Origin of the sequence: Sphingobium sp. YR768 (assembly GCF_900111125.1) — a bacterium.
Taxonomy (GTDB): Bacteria; Pseudomonadota; Alphaproteobacteria; order Sphingomonadales; family Sphingomonadaceae; genus Sphingobium.
The window spans coordinates 230888-252725 of the sequence record NZ_FOGE01000002.1; the positions used below are offsets into that span (position 1 = coordinate 230888).

The 21838-nt window shown below is 62.1% G+C and carries 22 protein-coding genes; all 22 read right to left on the reverse strand.

From position 1 onward, the window contains the following. Positions 1 to 7: 7 nt before the first annotated feature. Positions 8 to 1645, reverse strand: coding sequence for a ribonuclease J (locus BMX92_RS03510; RefSeq protein WP_093011909.1), 1638 nt, complete (start codon positions 1643 to 1645; stop codon positions 8 to 10). Further along, a complete protein-coding gene (locus BMX92_RS03515; protein WP_093011912.1) occupies positions 1645 to 2424 on the reverse strand; it encodes a type III pantothenate kinase in 780 nt (259 codons plus the stop codon). The genes BMX92_RS03510 and BMX92_RS03515 overlap by 1 nt, the downstream gene beginning before the upstream one ends. Before the next feature lie 10 nt (positions 2425 to 2434). Next, positions 2435 to 3142: a biotin--[acetyl-CoA-carboxylase] ligase gene (locus tag BMX92_RS03520; RefSeq protein WP_256213272.1), complete on the reverse strand. Its 708-nt coding sequence runs from the start codon at positions 3140 to 3142 to the stop codon at positions 2435 to 2437. After that, positions 3139 to 4575 carry an NADH-quinone oxidoreductase subunit NuoN gene (gene nuoN / locus BMX92_RS03525; RefSeq protein WP_093011918.1) on the reverse strand — a complete coding sequence of 479 codons (1437 nt, stop codon included), beginning with the start codon at positions 4573 to 4575 and terminating at the stop codon, positions 3139 to 3141. Before nuoN ends, BMX92_RS03520 begins: the two co-directional genes overlap by 4 nt. Next, positions 4575 to 6122, reverse strand: a complete 1548-nt coding sequence (locus BMX92_RS03530; protein WP_093011921.1) for an NADH-quinone oxidoreductase subunit M — start codon at positions 6120 to 6122, stop codon at positions 4575 to 4577. The genes nuoN and BMX92_RS03530 overlap by 1 nt, the downstream gene beginning before the upstream one ends. Further along, positions 6122 to 8218, reverse strand: coding sequence for an NADH-quinone oxidoreductase subunit L (nuoL, locus tag BMX92_RS03535; RefSeq protein WP_093011988.1), 2097 nt, complete (start codon positions 8216 to 8218; stop codon positions 6122 to 6124). The genes BMX92_RS03530 and nuoL overlap by 1 nt, the downstream gene beginning before the upstream one ends. Before the next feature lie 10 nt (positions 8219 to 8228). Next, positions 8229 to 8534 carry an NADH-quinone oxidoreductase subunit NuoK gene (gene nuoK, locus BMX92_RS03540; RefSeq protein WP_004211745.1) on the reverse strand — a complete coding sequence of 102 codons (306 nt, stop codon included), beginning with the start codon at positions 8532 to 8534 and terminating at the stop codon, positions 8229 to 8231. Further along, a complete protein-coding gene (locus tag BMX92_RS03545; RefSeq protein WP_093011992.1) occupies positions 8531 to 9142 on the reverse strand; it encodes an NADH-quinone oxidoreductase subunit J in 612 nt (203 codons plus the stop codon). The genes nuoK and BMX92_RS03545 overlap by 4 nt, the downstream gene beginning before the upstream one ends. 29 nt (positions 9143 to 9171) lie before the next feature. After that, a complete protein-coding gene (gene nuoI / locus BMX92_RS03550; RefSeq protein WP_004211738.1) occupies positions 9172 to 9657 on the reverse strand; it encodes an NADH-quinone oxidoreductase subunit NuoI in 486 nt (161 codons plus the stop codon). Between the two features lies 1 nt (position 9658). Further along, positions 9659 to 10699: an NADH-quinone oxidoreductase subunit NuoH gene (nuoH, locus tag BMX92_RS03555; protein WP_093011994.1), complete on the reverse strand. Its 1041-nt coding sequence runs from the start codon at positions 10697 to 10699 to the stop codon at positions 9659 to 9661. Further along, complete coding sequence (gene nuoG / locus BMX92_RS03560; RefSeq protein WP_093011996.1) at positions 10696 to 12702, reverse strand: NADH-quinone oxidoreductase subunit NuoG; 2007 nt, start codon at positions 12700 to 12702, stop codon at positions 10696 to 10698. Before nuoG ends, nuoH begins: the two co-directional genes overlap by 4 nt. Positions 12703 to 12704: 2 nt before the next feature. Beyond that, positions 12705 to 14048: an NADH-quinone oxidoreductase subunit NuoF gene (nuoF, locus tag BMX92_RS03565; protein ID WP_093011999.1), complete on the reverse strand. Its 1344-nt coding sequence runs from the start codon at positions 14046 to 14048 to the stop codon at positions 12705 to 12707. Next, a complete protein-coding gene (locus BMX92_RS03570) occupies positions 14045 to 14713 on the reverse strand; it encodes a complex I 24 kDa subunit family protein (protein ID WP_093012002.1) in 669 nt (222 codons plus the stop codon). Before BMX92_RS03570 ends, nuoF begins: the two co-directional genes overlap by 4 nt. Beyond that, a complete protein-coding gene (locus BMX92_RS03575; RefSeq protein WP_093012005.1) occupies positions 14713 to 15948 on the reverse strand; it encodes an NADH-quinone oxidoreductase subunit D in 1236 nt (411 codons plus the stop codon). Before BMX92_RS03575 ends, BMX92_RS03570 begins: the two co-directional genes overlap by 1 nt. Next, the gene (locus BMX92_RS03580) at positions 15948 to 16682 is read right to left on the reverse strand and encodes an NADH-quinone oxidoreductase subunit C (protein ID WP_093012008.1); all 735 of its coding nucleotides are present in this window, start codon (positions 16680 to 16682) and stop codon (positions 15948 to 15950) included. The genes BMX92_RS03575 and BMX92_RS03580 overlap by 1 nt, the downstream gene beginning before the upstream one ends. A gap of 1 nt (position 16683) precedes the next feature. Further along, on the reverse strand, positions 16684 to 17238 hold the full coding sequence (locus BMX92_RS03585) for a NuoB/complex I 20 kDa subunit family protein (protein WP_007714778.1): 555 nt from the start codon (positions 17236 to 17238) through the stop codon (positions 16684 to 16686). Then, positions 17229 to 17603, reverse strand: a complete 375-nt coding sequence (locus tag BMX92_RS03590; RefSeq protein WP_093012011.1) for an NADH-quinone oxidoreductase subunit A — start codon at positions 17601 to 17603, stop codon at positions 17229 to 17231. Before BMX92_RS03590 ends, BMX92_RS03585 begins: the two co-directional genes overlap by 10 nt. Positions 17604 to 18031: 428 nt before the next feature. Then, entirely contained in the window at positions 18032 to 18847 is an 816-nt protein-coding gene (locus tag BMX92_RS03595) for an inositol monophosphatase family protein (protein WP_093012014.1), read from the reverse strand. Positions 18848 to 18886: 39 nt separating this feature from the next. Beyond that, complete coding sequence (locus tag BMX92_RS03600; RefSeq protein WP_093012017.1) at positions 18887 to 19285, reverse strand: hypothetical protein; 399 nt, start codon at positions 19283 to 19285, stop codon at positions 18887 to 18889. Beyond that, positions 19285 to 19848, reverse strand: a complete 564-nt coding sequence (gene efp / locus BMX92_RS03605; protein WP_093012020.1) for an elongation factor P — start codon at positions 19846 to 19848, stop codon at positions 19285 to 19287. Before efp ends, BMX92_RS03600 begins: the two co-directional genes overlap by 1 nt. 205 nt (positions 19849 to 20053) lie before the next feature. Further along, complete coding sequence (locus BMX92_RS03610; protein ID WP_093012023.1) at positions 20054 to 20635, reverse strand: M23 family metallopeptidase; 582 nt, start codon at positions 20633 to 20635, stop codon at positions 20054 to 20056. Next, entirely contained in the window at positions 20632 to 21744 is a 1113-nt protein-coding gene (locus BMX92_RS03615) for a L,D-transpeptidase family protein (protein WP_093012026.1), read from the reverse strand. Before BMX92_RS03615 ends, BMX92_RS03610 begins: the two co-directional genes overlap by 4 nt. Positions 21745 to 21838: the final 94 nt, after the last annotated feature.

Sequence of the window (21838 nt, forward strand, 5' to 3'; positions counted from 1 at the left end):
GACCTGATTAGGCGCGGATGAGCAAAACGTCCACTATCGGCTTCTTGCCGGTCCAGCGGGTCGCGGTCCGACGGACGGCCAGACGGACACGCTCACGCAGCGCGTCGTCCTCCAGCGATCCCTTGCTGATCACGGCGGCAGCCTCATCGGCTGCTTCCGCCAGAAATGCCGCCTTATCTTCCTCCACCGGCACACCTTGCGTGCGCAGCGCCGGATCGCCGATCAGCTTGCCCTTGCGGTCGATCGCCACGGCCACGCTGATCTGCCCATGCAGGCCCAGCTTGCGCCGCTCGTTCATGGTCGATCCGTCGGCCGGCAGGATGACATCGCCGTCCAGCACCAGCCGACCGGTATCTTCCTGACCGATGATCTGCGGCGCACCGGGTGCGAGGCGCAGCACATCGCCATTCGACTGCACCACCGCATGGCGCAAACCGCTGGCAAGCCCCAGACGTGCCTGCTCCGCCATATGGCGCCGTTCGCCATGGACCGGCAGCAGGATTTCCGGGCGAATCCAGCGATACATCGCCTCCAGTTCCGGGCGACCGGGGTGGCCCGACACATGCACTTCCGCCTGCCGGTCCGTAACCATCAGGATATTCTTCGCCGCCAGCGCATTCTGGATGCGGCCGATGGCGATTTCATTACCGGGGATCTGCTTGGAGGAAAAGACGACCGTGTCGCCTTCCGCCAGCTTGATCGGATGGCTGTCGAACGCAATGCGCGACAGCGCGGCCCGCGCTTCCCCCTGCCCGCCGGTCGCGACGATCATCACGTCGCGACGCGGCAAGGCCATCGCATCGTCCCAATCGATCATCGGCGGGAAATCCTTCAGATAGCCCGCGGCCTTGGCCGTACCGATGATGCGATCGAGCGAACGCCCGGCCACACACAGCTTGCGCCCGGTGGCCACCGCGACTTCGCCCAGCGTTTGCACGCGCGCGGCGTTCGACGCAAAGGTCGTCACCAGCACACGGCCCTTGGCGCTCGCGATGGTCTGCATCAGCCCTTCGCGTACATCGCTTTCGGAGCCGCTGGCTTCGGGGTTGAAGACATTGGTGCTGTCGCACACCAGCGCCAGCACGCCTTCGTCGCCGATCGCGGTCAATTCCGCCGGGGTCGACGGCTGGCCAAGCAAAGGCTGCTCGTCCAGCTTCCAGTCGCCGGTGTGGAAGATGCGGCCATGCGGCGTGTCGATCAGGACGGCATTGCCCTCCGGGATCGAATGGGCCAGCGGCACATAACGGAAGCCGAACGGGCCGAGATTGAAGCTGCCTTCATTCTCGATGACGTGCAGCTTTACGTCCTTGGTGAGGCCCTCTTCCTCCAGCTTCAGCCGGATCAGACCTGCGGTAAAGGGCGTCGCATAGAGCGGCACGCCCAGATCGGCGGCCAGATAGGGGATGGCGCCGATATGATCTTCATGCCCGTGGGTCAGCACGATGCCGAGCAGATCGTCCTTGCGGTCCTCGATGAAGGACAGGTCGGGCAGGACCAGTTCCACGCCCGGATAGGCCGGATCGGCAAAGGTCAGGCCCAGATCGACCATCACCCATTTGCCCTGGCAGCCATATAGATTGACGTTCATGCCGATCTCACCCGACCCGCCCAGGGCCAGAAAGAGCAGCTCATCCTTGGGTATCATTATGTTCTCAAACTCCGTTCGTACAACAGCGCCAATCCCTGAATGGTCAGGTCCGGCGCGATCGCATCGAAAATATCACTATTGTCGTCAAAAAGGACGGCCAGGCCGCCCGTCGAAATTACTTTGGCAGGGCGACCGATTTCCGCGCGAATGCGCGCGACCAGCCCTTCCATCATCGCCACATAGCCCCAGAATACACCGATCTGCATCGCATCGACCGTCGTGCGACCGATCACCGACCGATTCTCCGGCGGCTCGATCGCGATCTTTGGCAGCTTCGCCGCCGCCGCGACCAGCGCATCCAGCGACAGGTTGATGCCCGCCGCGATGATCCCGCCTTTATAGGCGCCGCTATAGTCCACCACGTCGAATGTAGTCGCCGTCCCGAAATCGATGACGATCAGATCGCCGGAATAAAGATGGTGGGCGGCGATGGCATTTACAACCCGATCCGCGCCCACCGATGCCGGCTCCGCCACGTCCAGTTCGATGCCCCAGTCAACCGGGGATTGCCCTGCAACCAGCGCCGTCGTCTTGAAATATTTGTCAGCCAGCACCTGAAGATTGTGCAGCGCGCGCGGCACGACCGTCGCAATGATGACCGCATCGACATCGGCCATCGTATAGCCCTCCAACTGGAGAAGCTGGTGCAGCCAGACCGCATATTCGTCCGCCGTGCGGCGCGGGTCCGTTGCGATCCGCCAGCGCGTGCGGATGTCCCGCCCGTCCAGCAGCGCGAAAACGACATTGGTGTTGCCCGCGTCGATCGCGAGAAGCATGGCCCGTCCTTCAGGTCAGAATGATGTCGCCGGCGTGAATGGCACGGCTATCGCCATTCGCCAAGCGCAGGATCAACATGCCGTGCCGGTCGAGCGTGTCGAACTGGCCCTCGACCACCTCGCCATCCGGCTGAACGACGCGCATGGCGGTGCCAAGGGGATGTGCGTTCAGCAACCAATGTGCGCGAACGGGGTCGAGCCCCTGCGCCCGCCAGATACTCAGCCAATGAGCAAAAAGCTGCGCCAGCCGTTCGAGCAGCGCGCCAGCCTCCGCATCCCTGCTCCCCTGCCCGAACAGGCTGGTGACGGGGCGATCGAGATCGGTGGGATGATCGGTCACATTGATGCCGATGCCGATGACGATGGCGTCGCCGACCCGCTCCAGCAGGATGCCGGCAATCTTGGCGCCTTCGACCAATATGTCATTGGGCCATTTGATCCGCGCCTGCCCAGCACAGAGCGGCGCAATCAGCGCATGCACCGCATTGGCGGCGACCAGCGCCAGCGTATGCGGCAGGGGATCGTTGGCACCGATCCGGACCAGCGTGGAGCAATAGAGATTGCCAGTCGGGCTTTCCCAGACGCGGCCCATGCGGCCCCGTCCTCCGGTCTGGCGGCCGGCGCGCAGCCAGCAGCCCTCCGATACACCTTGCTCCACCAACGCGAACATGTCCGCATTGGTGGAGCCGGTTTCCTCTACGAAGAGAAGATTTGTCAGAAGAGCGACGCCGCAGCGGCAGCGCTCGCCTGATCCAGTACGGGATTGAGCAGATAACCCAGCAGGATCACCACGGCGCAGGCCGTCAGGATGACATTCTCGACTGCACCGCCCTTTGCTTCGAAGCTGATGGTTGGCTCGTCGAAATACATCGTCTTGATGATCTTGAGATAATAGAAGGCGCCGATCACCGACATCGCGATACCGAAGGCGGCCAGCGCCGTCAGCCCGGACGCCACGGCCGCATCGAACACCAGGAACTTCGCCCAGAAGCCGAACAGCGGCGGGATACCAGCCATCGAGAACATGAAGATGGCGAGCGCGGCGGCCAGTCCCTTGCGCGATTGCGACAGGCCGGCGAGGCTTGCGATCGCCTCAATCGGCTTGCCGTCCGCATCGCGCATCTGAAGGATGCAGGCAAAGCCACCGATGGTCATGACGACATAGATCGCCATATAGCTCATCGTGGCAGCCGCACCGGCAGGCGTGCCGGCGGCAAGGCCGACCAGCGCGAAGCCGACATTGTTGATCGACGAATAGGCCATCAGGCGCTTGATGTTGGTCTGGCCTATGGCCGCGACCGCACCGAACAGGATGGAAGCGAGCGCAACGAAGATCACGATCTGCTGCCAGTCCAGACCGGCCGGACCCAGCGCCTCGATCGCGACACGAACGGTCAGGCCGATCGCTGCAACCTTGGGCGCGCTGCCGAAGAAGGCGGTAACCGGGGTCGGCGCACCTTCATAGACGTCGGGCGTCCACATGTGGAACGGCACGGCGCTGATCTTGAACGCCAGGCCCGACAGCAGGAAGACGAGACCGAACAGTTCGCCCTTTGACACGCCGTCGCCCATGGCGACCGCGATACCATCGAACGCGGTGGTGCCGGTGAAGCCATAGAGCAGCGCCGAGCCATAGAGCAGGATGCCGCTCGCCAGTGAACCGAGCACGAAATATTTCAGGCCCGCTTCGGAAGAACGCTCGTCCTGACGCATGAAGCTGGCCAGCACATAGGAGGCCAGGCTGTTCATCTCCAGGCCGACATAGAGCGTCAGCAGGTCGCCCGCCGACACCATCATGCCCATGCCGATGGCAGCGAACAGGATCAGCACCGGATATTCTGGGCGAGGACGCCCGCCGACCGAGAAGAAGCGTGGAGCCAGCAGGATCGCGGCGGCGGCCGCGACATAGATCAGGCCCTTGGCAAAGGCGGAGAAGGCGTCGGCACGCATCAGACCGTCAAAGGCGTCCGGGCCATGGGCCAGCGAGCAAGGCAGAGCCAGACCCGCACCGATCAGGACCAGAACCGCCAGCCAATTGACCAGGCGGGCCGAGTTGTCACCGCCGAAAGCGGCGACGAGCATGAGGATGAGGCCACCCGCCGTCAGGGTGAGTTCCGGCAGGACCGCCAGAAGGGAAGCGGAGTCAATCATCAGTGCGCCTCCCCGTGCGCGGCAGCTTCTTCGTGATGGCCCTCGCCCGCAGGCTTGGGCGCACCCATCTTGATCTTGGAATCTCCTGCGGGAGCCGCAGGGGCGAGACGCGCTTCAAGCGCATGGATGTCGGCGCGCATCGGAGCCAGGAAGCTCTCGGGATAGACGCCCATCCACAGGGTGGCCACAGCCAGCGGTGCCAGCAGAGCGATTTCACGCACCGACAGGTCGGGCATCGCGGCGGCATCGGCATTCACCTGATCGCCATAACAGATGCGGCGATAGAGGTAGAGCATATAGGCCGCGCCCAGGATGATGCCGGTGGTGGCGACCAGCGCAACCCAGCTCGATGCCTGATAGATGCCCATCAGCGACAGGAATTCGCCGACGAAGTTGGACGTGCCCGGCAGACCGACCGACGCCATGGTGAACAGCAGGAACAGCACCGCATATTTCGGCATGTTGATGCTGAGGCCGCCATAGCGGCTGATCTCACGGGTATGCAGCCGGTCGTAGATAACGCCGACGCACAGGAACAGCGCGCCCGACACCAGACCATGGCCCAGCATGACCATCATCGAGCCTTCAATGCCCGCCTGGTTGAAGGCGAACAGGCCGACGGTCACGATCGCCATGTGCGCAACCGACGAGTAAGCGATCAGCTTCTTCATATCGGACTGAACGAGAGCGACGAGGCTGGTATAGACCACCGCGACCATCGACAGACCCCACACCAGCCAGGCGAACTGGGCCGAGGCTTCCGGGAACATCGGCAGCGAGAAGCGGATGAAGCCATAGCCACCCATCTTCAGCAGCACGCCCGCCAGAATGACCGAACCGGCCGTCGGCGCCTGAACGTGCGCGTCAGGCAACCAGGTGTGAACGGGCCACATCGGCATCTTCACCGCGAAGCTGGCGAAGAAGGCGAGCCATAGCCAGGTCTGGACATGCGGATCGAAATTATAGGTCATCAGGACCGGAATTTCGGTCGTGCCGGCTTCATGCACCATCCACATCATCGCGATCAGCATCAGGACCGAGCCGAGCAGCGTGTAGAGGAAGAATTTGTACGAAGCGTAGATACGATCCGCGCCGCCCCAGATGCCGATCACCAGATACATGGGGATCAGGCCGGCTTCGAACATGATGTAGAAAAGGTACAGATCCTGCGCCGCGAAGACGCCGATCATCAGCACCTCCATCAGCAGGAAAGCCGCCATATATTCCGGCACGCGCTTCTGAATGGCTTCCCAGCTGGCGCCGATACAGATCGGCATCAGGAAGACGGTGAGCGCGATCAGCATCAGGGCGATGCCGTCGATACCCAGCGCCCAGGCGAAGCGCCCGAAGATGGGATAATATTCCTGGAACTGCCATTGCAGCCCGCCCTGGTCGAAATTCACCCAGAGCGCGATGCCCAGCACCAGATCGACCAGAGTGGCGATCAGAGCTATCCAGCGCGCGCCATTGGCGCCTGCGAAGAGACAGGCGATGGCCCCAGCCATCGGCACTGCCATCATCAGGGAAAGGATGGGGAAGCCGTCCATTATCGTGTCATCGCCCAGGTTGCAGCCGCGGCGAGCCCGATGAGCATCACCAGCGCATAGGTGTAGAGGTAGCCGGACTGAAGCCGACGGGTGATCTTGTTGCCCTGCACGACCAAAGCAGCCAGCCCGTTGGGGCCGAAGCGGTCGATGAAGCCGACGTCACCAAACTTCCAGAAGAAGCGGCCGATGGCGAAGGCAGGCTTGACGAACAGGAAGTTGTACAGTTCGTCGAAATACCACTTGTTCAGCAGGAACTGGTACAGGGCACCGAAGGTCGCGACGAAGCGCTGCGGCCAGTCCGTATTCTTGATATAGGCCAGCCATGCGATCAGCAGACCGGTCAGCATCACGGTGAACGGACCGAACTTGACCCAGGTCGGCACTTCATGCGCCGCATGCATCAGGTGGCTGTCGAAGAAGAGCGCGCCCTTCCAGAATTCCACGCCACCTTCCGGACCGATGAACTGGTCGTGGAAGACGAAGCCGGCGAACACCGCACCCAGGCTGAGCACCAGCAGCGGCACCAGCATGACCAGCGGGCTTTCATGCGGGTGATAGCCACCAGTTCCATCGGTAGCATGGCCGTCGCCTGCATCATGGGCATGATGATCGTCATGACCGTGACCATGGTCATGGGCGGCATGCGCATGATCATCATGGCCGTGGGCGTGATGATCATGCGCATGGCCATGGGCGTCATGCAGTGCATGCTGGATATGCTCGGACTGGGTCCAGCGCGGTTTGCCGAAGAAGGTGAGGAACACCAGGCGCCAGCTGTAGAAGCTGGTCAACAGCGCAGCGAACACGCCGACATAATAGGCGCCAACGCCCGGACCACCGGCCGCGAAGGCCGCTTCGAGGATGCCGTCCTTCGAATAGAAGCCGGCGAAACCAACGCCCACCAGCGGGATACCGACGCCGGTGATGGCAAGAGTGCCAAGCGTCATCGTCCAGAAGGTGATCGGGATGCTCTTACGCAGGCCGCCATAGTAACGCATGTCCTGCTCATGGTGCATCGCATGGATCACCGAGCCGGCGCCCAGGAACAGCAGCGCCTTGAAGAAAGCGTGCGTGAACAGGTGGAACATCGCCGCGCCATAGGCGCCCACGCCCGCCGCGAAGAACATATAGCCCAGCTGCGAACAGGTCGAATAGGCGATCACGCGCTTGATGTCGGTCTGCACCGTGCCGACGGTAGCCGCGAACAGACAGGTCGCGGCACCGACATAGGTGACGACATGCATCGCCGTTTCCGACGTTTCGAACATGGGCGACAGACGGCAGACCATGAAGACGCCGGCAGTGACCATGGTCGCCGCGTGGATCAGCGCCGACACCGGGGTCGGGCCTTCCATCGCGTCCGGCAACCAGGTGTGCAGGCCCAACTGGGCCGACTTGCCCATGGCGCCGACGAACAGCAGCAGGCAGAGCACGGTCATGGTGTCGAAGCGATAGCCGAGGAAACCAATGGTCGAACCGGCCATCGAGGGCGCTGCGGCCAGGATTTCCGGGATCGAGATGGTGTTGAACACCAGATAGGTGCCGAAAATGCCCATCATGAAGCCAAGGTCGCCGACGCGGTTGACGACGAACGCCTTGATCGCGGCCGCGTTTGCACTCGGCTTGCGGAACCAGAAACCGATCAGCAGGTACGAAGCCAGACCCACGCCTTCCCAGCCGAAGAACATCTGCAACAGATTGTTCGCGGTCACGAGCATCAGCATCGCGAAGGTGAAGAGCGAGAGATAGGCGAAGAAGCGCGGCTGATCCGGCTCTTCGTCCATATAGCCCCAACTATACAGGTGGACGAGGCTGGAAACGCTGGTGATGACCACCAGCATGACCGCCGTCATCGTGTCGACGCGCAGCGCCCACTGGGCATCGAAGCTGCCGCTTTCGATCCAGGTGAAGAGCGGCGTCACGGTCGCTTCGGCATGGCCGGTCAGGAAAGGAATGAAGGTCGCCCAGCTCAGCGCGCAAGCGATGAACAGCGCGCCGGTAGTGACGATCTTTGCGGGCAGCTTGCCAAGGGCCTTGTTGCCAAGGCCGGCGATGGCAGCAGCCAGCAGCGGAAGAAGGACGATATACTGAATCATGTCAGGAGGCTCAGCCCTTCATCCGGTTGACATCGTCGACGGCGATGGTGCCGCGACCACGGAAGTAAATGACGAGGATGGCGAGGCCGATGGCCGCTTCACCCGCCGCGACGGTCAGCACGAACATCGAGAAGACCTGCCCTACCAGATCGCCCAGGAAGGCGCTGAACGCGACGAGGTTGATGTTCACGCTGAGGAGGATCAGCTCGATCGCCATCAGGATGATGATGACATTCTTGCGGTTGATGAAGATGCCCAGCACCCCCATCACGAAGAGGATGGCGCTGACCACCATATAATGTTGAAGGCCGATCACAGCTCCACCCCCTGCCCCACGGGCTGATTGATGTTGCGCACGGCGTCCTGCGGACGACGGCGGTTCTGCTTGGCGACATTCTGGCCCTTCACGCCGCCCCGTGCCCGATGCGTCAGGACGATCGCACCGATCATCGCAACCAGCAGGACAATGCCCGCCGCTTCGAACAGGAAGATATAGCGGGTGTAGAGAAGACCGCCGATCGCCTGGATATTGCTCAGTTCCGGGTTCACCGGCGCGGCACGCTGCGCCAGTTCGATCGGACCGACGCTCCACAGGCCGATGCCAAGGACGATTTCCGCCAGCAGCACGGCCGCGATCAGCAGACCGAAAGGCAGATAGCTGACGAAGCCGGCGCGCAGTTCGGCGAAGTCGATGTCGAGCATCATGACGACGAACAGGAACAGCACCGCGACCGCACCGACATAGACGATGACAAGCAGCATCGCGATGAATTCGGCGCCGAGCAGAATCATCAGACCGGCAGCGTTGAAGAAGGCCAGGATCAGCCAGAGGACCGAATGGACCGGGTTGCGCGACAATATCGTGAGCGCGCCGCTGCTCACCACCAAAATGGCGAACAGGTAGAAGGCGAGGACGTGGATCACAGGTTCATATTCCCTTTGACGCCGGCGGCTTAACGATAGGGTGCATCAGCGGCAAGGTTCGCGGCGATAGCACGCTCCCACTTGTCACCGTTTTCCAGGAGCTTGGCCTTGTCGTAGATCAGCTCCTCGCGGGTTTCGGTCGCGAACTCGAAGTTCGGGCCTTCGACGATCGCATCCACCGGGCAGGCTTCCTGACAGAAGCCGCAATAGATGCATTTGGTCATGTCGATGTCGTAGCGCGTGGTGCGGCGGCTGCCATCGTCGCGCGGCTGCGCCTCGATGGTGATCGCCTGCGCCGGACAGATGGCCTCGCACAGCTTGCACGCGATGCAGCGTTCTTCCCCATTGGGGTAGCGGCGCAGCGCATGTTCACCACGGAAACGCGGCGAAATCGGGTTCTTCTCATAGGGATAGTTGATCGTCGCCTTGGGCTTGAAGAAATATTTCAAGGTCAACCAATGCGCCTTCACGAACTCCCAGAGGGTGAAGCTTTTGACGTAATAGCCAAGGCTCATGTCACGAATACCTTGTCAGCATGAGGAAGCCCGAAACCAGGAAGACGAACAGCAGCGAGGTCGGCAGGAAGATTTTCCAGCCCAGCCGCATCAGCTGGTCATAACGGTAGCGGGGCACCGTCGCCTTCACCCAGGAGAAGACGAAGAAGAAGAAGGCCATCTTGAGCAGCAGCCAGATGATACCCGGCACCAGATAGAGCGGGGCCCAGTCGAACGGCGGCAGATAACCGCCCCAGAACAGGATCGCGTTCAGGCCGCACATCAGGATGACGTTGGCATATTCGCCAAGCCAGAAAAGCGCGAAGGCCATGGACGAATATTCGGTCTGGTAGCCCGCGACGAGTTCCGATTCCGCTTCGGTCAAATCGAAGGGCGCGCGCGCCGTTTCCGCCAGAGCCGAAATCAGGAACATGATCGCCATCGGGAACAGCAACGGGTTGATGAAGTTGCCGTTGACGAAACCGTAATAGCCCTTCTGGCTTTCCACGATCGCCGACATGTTGAAGCTGCCGGCCCACAGGACCACGGTGATCAGGATGAAGCCGATCGAGACTTCATAGCTGATCATCTGCGCGGATGCGCGGATCGCGGAATAGAAGGGATATTTGGAGTTGGACGCCCAGCCCGACAGGATCACGCCATAAACGCCGAGCGACGAGATGGCGAGAATGTAGAGCAGGCCGACATTGATGTTGGACACCATCACACCAACGCCGAAGGGGATGACGGCCCAGGCCATCAGCGCCACGGTGAAGGTGATGATCGGCGCGATCAGGAACAGGGCCTTGTTCGACGCCGACGGAACGATGGTTTCCTGAAGGAAGACCTTCAGACCGTCCGCGAAGGACTGGAGCAGACCCAGCGGGCCAACCACGTTGGGACCACGACGCAGCGCCATGGCGGCCCAGATCTTGCGGTCAACATAGATGATCATGGCAACCGCCAGCATCAGCGGCAGCGCAATGACCAGGATGCCGACGATGGTGGAAAGAAGCCAGGCGCCTTCAAACGGCAGGCCCAGGCCTTGGAAGAAAGCGGTCACTCTGCGGCCTCCGCATACTCAACGCCATGGATCAGCTCGGCGGAGCATTGCTGCATCGTCGGGCTGGCACGGCAGATGGCGTTGGTGAGGTAGAAATCCTTGATCGGCGAACCGAATTCGCCGGTCGCACCGGTGGGCAGCGAAGGAACGGACCAGCCATAGTCGGCGATGCCTTCGACGCCCAGCGCCGGAACCGCCTTGACCATTTCGGCGCGCAGCGCGTCGAAGCTGTCGAACGGCAGCTTGGCACCCAGCGCTTCCGACAGGGCACGCAGGATCGACCAGTCCTCGCGAGCGTCGCCCGGCGCGAACACGGCCTTTTCACCGAACTGCACCCGGCCTTCCAGATTGACGTAGGTGCCCGCCTTTTCGGCATAGCTTGCACCCGGCAGGATCACGTCCGCCGCATGCGCGCCCTTGTCGCCATGATGGCCGACATAGACCTTGAAGCTGCCGTCGAACGCCGAATAGTCGACTTCGTCCGCGCCCAGCGAGAAAAGCAGCTTCGGCGCGGCTTCCGCCACGGCCTTGATACCGCCCTTGGTCGCATAGCCCAGCATCAGGCCGCCCATGCGGGCCGCCGCGAAGTGCAGGACGTTATAACCGTTCCAGCCGTCCTTCACGAGGCCCAGCGTTTCGACCAGCGCCAGCGTATCGCCATGCGCGCCGTCCTTGGCCAGCACGCCGCCGCCAACGATCATCGCCGGACGGGCAGCGCCCTTGAAGGCTTCGGTCACCGCTTCCGGCAGCTTGGCGAGCAGCGATGCGTCATTGCCGAGCCATTCGACCTTGTAGGTCAGGTCGAATTCGGGACCGACGGCAAAGACCTTCGCGCCCTTCTTGATCGCCTTGCGGATGCGGGTGTTCACCAGCGGCGCTTCCCAGCGCAGGTTGGTGCCGACCAGCAGAATGACGTCAGCGGTTTCCAGATCGGCGAGCGGCGTGTTGAACACCACCGACGACAGGCTCGACACATCGTAAGACAAGCCGGTCTGGCGGCCTTCCAGCATCGTGCCGCCCAGCTTTTCGACCAGCGCCTTGCCGGCGAACATGGTTTCGCAGTCCAGCAGGTCGCCCGCGATCGCCGCGACGCTGCCGCCATGCTGAACAGCGGCGACAGCGGCAAAGGCTTCCGCCCAGGTCGCCGGGACCAGCTTGCCATCCTTGCGGACGAACGGCTTGTCGAGGCGCTTGCGGACCAGACCGTCGACATTGTGCCGGGTCTTGTCTGACGCCCACTCTTCATTCACGTCGTCATTGATGCGCGGCACGGCGCGCAGCACCTGACGGCCACGGCTGTCGAGGCGGATGTTGGTGCCGAGCGCATCCATCACGTCGATCGCATGGGTCTTCTTGAGTTCCCACGGACGCGCTTCGAAAGCGTAGGGCTTGGCGGTCAGCGCGCCGACCGGGCAGAGATCGACCACATTGCCCGACAGCTCACTCTTGGCGGCATGTTCGAGATAGGTGGTGATCTGCATATTTTCGCCGCGATAGATGGCGCCGATTTCCGGCACGCCCGCGACTTCCTCTGCAAAGCGCACGCAACGGGTGCACTGGATGCAGCGGGTCATGACCGTCTTGACGATCGGACCCATATTCTTCTCGGTCACGGCGCGCTTATTCTCGTCATAGCGCGACGAACCACGGCCATAAGCAACCGACTGATCCTGAAGGTCGCACTCGCCGCCCTGATCGCAGATCGGGCAATCGAGCGGGTGGTTGATGAGCAGGAACTCCATCACCCCTTCGCGGGCCTTCTTGACCATTTCGCTGTCGGTGCGGATTTCCTGACCTTCAGTGGCCGGGAGCGCGCACGAAGCCTGCGGCTTGGGCGGTCCGGGCTTCACCTCGACCAGGCACATGCGGCAATTGCCCGCGATGGAAAGGCGCTCATGATAGCAGAAACGGGGGATTTCCTTCCCCGCCTGCTCGCAAGCCTGGAGGACTGTGGCGCCCGCCGGGACTTCGAGTTCTACGCCGTCTACTTTGACCTTCGGCATGGTTACTCCGCTGCCTCCATGACGGGGGCACTACCCTTGTTCTCGTTGATCCGGCGCTCGATTTCCGGACGGAAGTGCCGGATCAGCCCTTGGATCGGCCATGCCGCCGCGTCGCCAAGCGCGCAGATGGTGTGGCCTTCGACCTGCTTGGTCACCTGGAACAGCATGTCGATTTCGCTCTGGTCCGCGTCGCCGGTGCGCAGACGCTCCATGACGCGCCACATCCAGCCGGTGCCTTCGCGGCACGGCGTGCACTGGCCGCAGCTCTCATGCTTGTAGAAGTAGGAGAGACGCGAAATGGCGCGGACGATGTCGGTCGACTTGTCCATGACGATGACGGCGGCGGTGCCAAGGCCGGAGCCCAGCGCACGCAGGCCGTCAAAGTCCATCGGTGCGTCCATGATCTCCTTCGCAGGAACCAAGGGCACCGACGACCCGCCGGGGATGACCGCCAGCAGATTGTCCCAGCCGCCACGAATGCCGCCGCAATGGCGGTCGATCAGTTCGCGGAACGGGATCGACATCGATTCTTCGACGACGCAGGGCTTGTTCACATGGCCGCTGATCTGGAACAGCTTGGTGCCACGGTTGTTCTCACGACCAAAGCCGTTGAACCAAGCCGCGCCGCGCCGCAGGATCGTCGGGCTGACCGCGATCGATTCCACATTGTTCACGGTGGTCGGGCAGCCATAGAGGCCCGCGCCCGCCGGGAAAGGCGGCTTCAGGCGGGGCTGGCCCTTCTTGCCTTCGATGCTTTCGATCTGCGCGGTTTCCTCGCCGCAGATGTAAGCGCCAGCGCCGCGATGGACGAAGACGTCGAAATCATAGCCCGACCCGCAGGCATTCTTGCCGATGAAGCCCTTTTCATAGGCCTGCTCGACGGCGGCGAAGAGAACCTTCGCTTCATAGATGAACTCGCCACGGATGTAGATGTAGGCGGCACGCGCCCGCATCGCGAAACCGGCGATCAGCGCGCCTTCGATCAGCTTGTGCGGATCGTGGCGAATGATTTCGCGGTCCTTGCAAGATCCCGGCTCGGATTCGTCGGCGTTGATGACCAGGAAGCTGGGACGACCGTCCTTGCTTTCCTTGGGCATGAACGACCATTTCAGGCCGGTCGGGAAGCCTGCGCCGCCACGGCCGCGCAGGTTCGACGCCTTCATGATGTCGATGATACCATCCTGGCCGATTTCCATCAGCTTCTTGGTATTATCCCAATCGCCGCGCTTCATGGCAGCGTCGACGCCCCAATCCTGGAAGCCGTGGACGTTGGTGAAGATACGGTCCTTGTCGGTCAGCGGACCAACGAAGGGCGGCGGTGCCGCCGGTGCGGGTGCGTCGGTCATGCCCAATCCCCCCGATAGTCGTGATTTTCGGTGACCATTTCCTTGAGGGTGGTCGGGCCACCTTCCGGCGCGCTGGTCTGACGGTCGATCTGCGGACCGATCTTGGGCTGACCGCCAGCGGCCAGCGTTTCCAGGATCGCGCTCATGCTGTCATAGGTCAGATCTTCGAAATTATCGTCGTTGATCTGGACCATCGGCGCATTGGCGCAAGCGCCAAGGCATTCCACTTCGGTCAGCGTGAACAGGCCGTCGGGGGTCGTACCGCCCTTGACCAGACCCTTGTTCTTGCAAGCCGAAAAGACATCGTCCGAACCGCGCAGCATGCACGGCGTCGTGCCGCACACCTGCACATGATAACGGCCGACCGGCGCAAGGTTATACATGGTGTAGAAGGTCGCGACTTCATAGACGCGCATGTAGGGCATATCGAGCTGACGCCCGATATATTCCATCACCGGCACGGGCAGCCAGCCATTGGTCTGCGTTTCCGCACCGACCTGACGCTGGGCCAGGTCGAGCAGCGGCATCACCGCCGACTGCTGGCGACCGGCGGGATAGCGCGCGATCACCTTCTTGGCCTGTTCGGCATTTTCGGCGGTCCACTCGAACGCGCCCCAGCGCGCACGGGTTTCAGCCTCGTCCGGGATATGAACTGCGTCAGCCATTAGCGGTCACATTCTCCAAACACGATGTCCATGGCGCCCAGGACAGCGGTGGTATCGGCCAGCATGTGGCCCTTCATCAGGAAGTCCATCGCCTGCAAATGCGAGAAAGCGGTCGGGCGGATCTTGCAGCGATAGGGCTTGTTGCTGCCGTCGCTGACCAGATAGACGCCGAATTCGCCCTTGGGGCTTTCGGTCGCCACATAGACTTCGCCTGCGGGGACGTGGAAGCCCTCGGTATAGAGCTTGAAATGGTGGATCAGCGCTTCCATCGAACGCTTCATTTCCCCGCGCTTGGGCGGCGAAACCTTGCGATCGAAGCTGGCGATCGGCCCTTCGGGCATCTCATTCAGGCACTGCTTCATGATGCGCGCAGACTGACGCACTTCCTCGACGCGGACCATGAACCGGTCATAGCAGTCATAGGCCGTGCCGACCGGAACGTCGAAGTCCATGCGATCATAGACATCGTAAGGCTGCGCCTTGCGCACGTCCCAGGCGATGCCCGAACCGCGCAGCATCGGGCCGGAGAAGCCCCATTTCAGCGCATCTTCCTTGCCGACGATGGCGATGTCGACGTTACGCTGCTTGAAGATGCGGTTGTCGACCACCAGGCTCATCGCGTCTTCGAACAGGCGCGGCAGGCGGGTGTCGAGCCATTCGGCGATATCGGTCAGCAGCTTGAGCGGCACGTCCTGATGCACGCCGCCCGGCCGGAAATAGGCCGAATGCATGCGGGCGCCCGACGCACGCTCGAAGAAGTTGAGGCAATCCTCGCGGATTTCGAACAGCCATAGGTTCGGCGTCATCGCGCCGACGTCCATCACATGCGATCCAAGGTTCAGCATGTGATTGCAGATGCGGGTCAGTTCCGCGAAGAACACGCGCAGATATTGCGCGCGCAGCGGCACTTCCAGGTTCAGCAGCTTTTCGACCGCCAAAACATAGCTATGCTCCATGCCGAGCGGCGAACAATAGTCCAGCCGGTCGAAATAGGGCAGCGCCTGCATATAGGTCTTGTACTCGATCAGCTTTTCGGTGCCGCGATGCAGCAGGCCGACATGCGGATCGCAACGCTCGACGATTTCGCCGTCCAGTTCCATGACCAGACGCAGCACGCCGTGGGCCGCGGGATGCTGCGGACCGAAGTTGATCGTGTAATTCTGGATTTCCGTGTCGCCATAGGCCGGGTCGGCCGCGTCGGTGACATGATCCATCTTTTCGAGATAGTCGGACATCAGGCCTTGTCCTCAGACTTTTTGTTCGCCGCGCTGTCGGTTGGCTCCCCTGCCCCGCTCACGCCCTTCTTCTCCGTCACCTTGGGGGTGGAAGCGGCGGCAGGTGCAGCGGGGGCGGCAGGCGCAGCAGCCTTTTCATCGCCCGGCAGCACATATTGCGCGCCTTCCCACGGCGACATGAAGTCGAAGCTGCGGAAGTCCTGTGCCAGCTTCACCGGCTCATAGACGACGCGCTTATCCTCTTCGGAATAGCGCAGTTCGACATAGCCGGTCAGCGGGAAGTCCTTGCGCTGCGGATGGCCCTTGAAGCCATAGTCGGTCAGGATGCGACGCAGGTCGGTATTGCCGTCGAACACGACGCCATACATGTCGAACACTTCGCGCTCCAGCCAGCCGGCGACCGGCCAGAGGTGCGTGACGGTGGGAACCGGCGTATCCTCGTCGGTCGACACCTTCACGCGGATACGATGGTTCCGCGTGACGCTGAGCAGATGATAGGCGACTTCGAACCGTTCCGGACGCTCCGGATAGTCGACGCCGGCCACTTCCATCAGCTGCTGATAATGCGCCATGTCGCGCAGCGCGATCATGGCATTGGCCAGATCGTCGCGCGCGACGATGAAGGTCAGCTCGTCGGCATGATCGATGGTTTCGATCAGCATCGAACCCAGCAGCGCGCCGATTTCCTCGGCAATGCCTTCAGGGTTCACGATCTTGGGTGCAGAATGGCCCATATTAACGCTCAATCGTCCCGATCCGGCGGATCTTCCGCTGCAACTGCATGATGCCGTAGAGCAAGGCTTCGGCGGTCGGCGGGCAACCCGGCACATAGATGTCGACCGGCACGATGCGGTCACAGCCACGAACGACCGAATAGCTATAATGGTAGTAACCACCGCCATTGGCGCAGCTGCCCATCGAAATCACATATTTCGGGTTGGACATCTGGTCATAGACCTTGCGGAGCGCCGGGGCCATCTTGTTGCACAGCGTGCCGGCAACAATCATGACGTCCGACTGACGCGGGGACGCGCGCGGTGCGGCGCCGAAGCGCTCCATGTCGTAACGGGGCATGTTGACGTGGATCATCTCCACGGCGCAGCACGCCAGACCGAAGGTCATCCACCACAGCGAACCGGTGCGGGCCCACTGGAACAGCTCCTCGGTCGAGGTGATCAGGAAGCCCTTGTCATTCACTTCGCTGTTCAGCGAGTCAAAAAAGGCCTGGTCGGGCTGCGTCCCCATCGGCGGCATGGTGCCGGGGATGGGACTGGTCAGTTCTACTCCCAATCGAGTGCTCCCTTCTTCCACGCATAGACGAGGCCGAGCACCAGCTCCGCTATGAAGATCATCATCGTCGCCCAGCCGGCCCAGCCGATCTGGTCGAGGCTTACAGCCCAGGGAAACAGGAACGCCGCTTCAAGATCGAAGATGATGAAGAGAATGGCGACCAGATAGAAGCGCACGTCAAACTGGCTACGCGGCTCTTCGAACGCGGGAAAACCGCATTCATATTCGGAGAGCTTGGCAGGGTCGGGCTTGTGCGCACCGGTGAGGCGGCCAACCAGCATCGGCAGAAACACGAATGCCGTGGAGAGCAGCAAGGCAATCCCGAGAAAGATCAGGATCGGCAGATATTGGGCGAGATCGACCAATGTTATCCCCTGGGACAAATTGTCATTGTTGGGGGCGCTTTAGGCCCGCTGCACATGCGAAGCAAGGGGCCAAGGGTGTGAGAATGATTCGCAAGAAATCCGCCACTTAACGGGGCTTTGAGGATGGCCGCGAACCCCTTGCCATCAACCTCCCGGCCATCCGGTCACTTGCGCTGGAAAGCCCCTGAAAACCAGCATTTGACCGTTTTCAGATGCTTCAGCGCACTCTGGGAAAGGGCTGCTCTCGGCCCGCCACTTTTGATCCTTCGGCGGCACGCTCCACGCACAACAGATGCACGTTTCACGACCATGCAACGCCGCAGAAACCCTTCGTCATCGTCGGACACGAAAAAGGGCCGCTGCCGGAGGGCTACGTCCTTCGACAGCCCCGGCAGCGACCCTTTGAAACGACTCGCCAGATATTGGGATCAGCGCAGCGCGCCGGCCACCAGCTTGTGCAGCTTGCTGTGAATCGCGTCGTTGCCGGCGATCACTTCCTTGCGCTCGATCGGCTGATCGCCGCCACGGAAATCGCTGGCGAAGCCGCCAGCCTCTCGCACGAGCAGCAGGCCGGCAGCCACATCCCAGGGCTGAAGGCCGCTTTCCCAATAGCCGTCATAGCGGCCCGATGCGACATGGGCGAGGTCGAGCGAGGCAGCGCCGAAACGACGGATGCCCGCGACCGAGGGAGCCACCGCGCCGAAGATGCGGGTCCATTCCGCCATATTGCCATGGCCCATGAACGGGATGCCGGTGGCGATCACGCAATCGGCCAGGTCGCGGCGGGCCGACACGCGCAGGCGCTGGTCATGGCGCCAGGCGCCCCGGCTCTTTTCCGCCCAATAGCTTTCGTCCGTCACCGGCTGATAGATGAGGCCGGTGGTCACTTCGCGCTTGTTGCCGTCAAAGAGAGGCTCCTCGACCGCGATCGAGATGGCGAAGTGCGGGATGCCGTGCAGGAAGTTGGTGGTGCCATCCAGCGGATCGATGATCCAGCGCGGCTTGGTGGGATCGCCTTCGATCACGCCGCCTTCTTCCAGCAGGAAGCCCCAGTCGGGACGCGCCTTCTGAAGCTCTTCCACCAGGGTCTTTTCAGCCTGCTGGTCCGCCTTGGACACGAAGTCCGCCGGACCCTTGCGGCTGACCTGAAGATGTTCGACTTCGCCGAAGTCGCGGCGCAGCTTGGAGCCGGCCTTGCGCGCGGCGCGTTCCATGACGGTGAGGAGGCCGGAATGCGATACCATGGTCTTGTCTCCGCCGCCCGGACAGGGGCGGCCTGTTGATTATCTCTTGGGGGCGGACTTGGCGGCAGGCTTGGTCGCGGGCGGGCGATAGCCGCAGGTTCCGGCGACCACCGCCAGCATCTGCGACGCATCCTTGCGATCGACCTTGCCAGCGTTGGCGGCGATCACCTTGTCCGCCTGCGCACTGATCTCCCCAATCGAATTGGAATAGAGGCAATCGAACAGCGCGTTCTTGACCGGCTGTTCAACCTCGTTCGACTGGAGCGCCGTCATCACGATGCGCAGCGTGTAGGCTGCACTGTCGAGTTGCGCCTTGGTGGGCGCGGCGCGCGATGGCGCCTGCGCCCATGCCGGTGCGGGGAGCGCAGCCGGGAGCACAACCGGCAGGGCGCCGATCGCGAAGATGGCGGCCAGTGCCGTGCTGCGCCCGGACCGCATCAGTCGGCCCGCTTCACATATTCGCGGGCATAGACATCGACGACGATGCGCGTGCCGCTGACGATGTGCGGCGGCACCATGACGCGCACGCCATTGTCGAGGATCGCCGGCTTGTAGCTGGCCGAAGCGGTCTGCCCCTTCACCACGGCGTCGGCCTCCACGACCGTCGCTTCGATGGTTTCGGGAAGCTGGACCGAAATCGGGCGCTCTTCATACATTTCCAGAACGACCATCATGCCGTCCTGAAGGAAGGCCGCTGCATCGCCCAGCAATTCGGACGGCAGGTTGATCTGTTCGTAGGTTTCCTGATCCATGAAGACGAGCATGTCGCCTTCGGCATAAAGATACTGGAAATCCTTGGTGTCGAGTCGGATGCGCTCGACGCTTTCGGCGGAGCGGAAACGGACGTTATTCTTGCGGCCGTCGATCAGGTTCTTGAGTTCCACCTGCATATAGGCGCCACCCTTGCCGGGCTGGGTGTGCTGAATCTTGACAGCGCGCCACAGGCCGCCCTCATATTCGATATTGTTGCCGGGACGGATGTCCACGCCGCTGATCTTCATGGGAAGAGCCTGCCTATATGTCTGAATGTGGAAAAGAGCCGGCCTCTCTTGAGGCTGGGCGCGCCTTTACAGCCGGACGGGCCGCAGGGCAAGGGGGTGCTTAACTTCGCACTTTTCCCGCAGATCTTGAACGCAAATTTCCTATGTTGGAAATTTTTCACCGTCCTGCGGGAAGTATAGCCTGTGGATGCCGCCATAGGACAGGTCAGCGCCGGACCAGCAGCGGATAGGGATTGACCGGTCGCCCGCCATGCCATGGTTCGCCCGGCTGCATGACATTCACCGCGAAGTGAAGGTGCGGCGCGGCCGGATCGGCATTGCCTGTGCTCCCGACCGTCGCGATGTGCTGGCCGCGCCGGAGCCTCTGCCCTTCGCGCAGGCCCGGCGCATAACCGTCCAGATGGGCATAATAATAGATGAGATGGCCATCCGCCGATCGTTCATAGAGGGTACGGCCGCCCGCCTCGCTCCAGAAGAGTTTTTCGATGCGACCGTCGGCAGCGGCCAGCACCGCCCTGCCCCGCGCCGCCATGATGTCGATCGCATCATGTGGCCGCGCGCCTCCCGCCCGCGCCTGCGTGAAACTATCCGTCAGGGCGGAGGCGGGAATGCCCTCGACCGGAATAAGCAACGGCCCCTGATCTGGCGGCCGGGAAGTTAAGGGTTTGGGCGCAGGCAAGACCTGGTCCGCCGGGACGATGCGCACGCAATATTGAGCGAAGGCGACACAAAGCAGCAGCGCCGTAATGCCGCCGCCCCATAACGCCCTCCTCCGCCGAGCGGTCATGCCTGAAACTTCGCCTTCACCCCGCTCTTCACCATTTGCGCCAGTCGGGCCGCATCCCAGTTGGTCAGGCGGATGCAGCCATGGCTTTCGGTACGGCCGATCAGTTGCGGTTCGGGCGTGCCGTGAATGCCATAATGATCCTTCGACAGGTCGATCCACACCACGCCGACAGGGCCGTTGGGGCCGGGTTTCAGCACCGCCTTCTGATCCTTGGCAGCAGCGTCCCAGAAGAGGTTGGGATTATAGTGAAATTCGGGATTGCGACTGACGCCCTTGATCGTCCATTCGCCCAGAGGCAGCGGATCATGCTGTGACCCGGTGGTGACGGGGAATTGCGCGATCAGACGGTTGTCGCCATCATAGACCCGGAGCAGGCCTTCCGACTTGTCGACCACCAGATGGTCAGCCTGCGGCTGATCCTTCGCCACGCCAAGGCTGGCGAGCGTTTCGCCCCAGCCGCGCTCGTCCCCTTCGATCTTTGCGATGGGTTGACCGTCGATGGCTGGTACGCGGATCGTCGCGCCGGCACCGACCTTGGTATTCGGGGAATTGAGGGCGATCAGCGCTTCTGGCGTGGTGTGGAAACGCTCGGCCAGCTTTTCCAGCAGGTTGCGATAGGTAAGCGCGGGCAGGCTGGACTGTTCGTTCAGCCCCCTGGGAATGGTGAAGAAGGGACCGCGCGCGAAATCGGCGGGAATTTTCACCAGCCAGGTTGTGGGCCGCGCCTCCCCCTCCAGCAGGGCGGCGGTGGTTTTCTGGTCGAATTCGCCCGTCACCGGCAGGTTGCGGGCTTCCTGAAAGCCGCTCAGGGCGGCTTTGTAGCTCATGCCATCCTTCCCATCGAGCACGCCGGGGGAGAAGCCCGCACGGTCCAGCGCCACCTGCGCCATCAGGATGCGGTTGGGCTGTTTTGCATTCTGCTCCGGCACGATCGCGAAATCATAAGCTGCATTTTTCGCCACTGCCTGCGCTGCTACATTGTCGACAGGCGGCCTGGCATCGGGCGCCTGCTGGCTGTCATTGGCATTCGTCATGCTGACATTGCAAGCGCCGCACAGCAGGGCGGCAAGCAACAGATGATTTTTCAAGGCGCTACTCTCCAATTTCATAAAGGGCACAACGCCCGTGGGCACAGAAGGCTGCACATCCGCCCCACATCGAAATACAGAGTAAAGGTCATTCAAATCGCCATATGATCTCCAA